Raw genomic sequence first — 210 nt, 5'->3', positions numbered from 1 at the left:
CTTTCCATGCATCCCCATGCGGGAACGCAACGTATCCGGTATTAGCATCCGTTTCCGGAAGTTATCCCAGGCTTACAGGCAGGTTGCCTACGTGTTACTCACCCGTCCGCCGCTAACCTGTCCCCGAAGGAACAGATCCGCTCGACTTGCATGTATTAGGCACGCCGCCAGCGTTCGTCCTGAGCCAGGATCAAACTCTCCAAAAAGGTT

1 rRNA gene is annotated in these 210 nt (G+C 55.2%); it reads right to left on the bottom strand.

Features of this window, described 5'->3' with window-relative positions:
- Positions 1-206: ribosomal RNA gene (locus tag ACSEXW_RS28640) — 16S ribosomal RNA — on the bottom strand; the annotation flags it as partial.
- Positions 207-210 lie beyond the last annotated feature (4 nt).

Source organism: Oryzibacillus soli (genome assembly GCF_051594765.1).
Taxonomy (GTDB): Bacteria; Bacillota; Bacilli; order Paenibacillales; family NBRC-103111; genus Paenibacillus_AR.
This window is presented reverse-complemented; position numbering and strand designations above follow the sequence as displayed.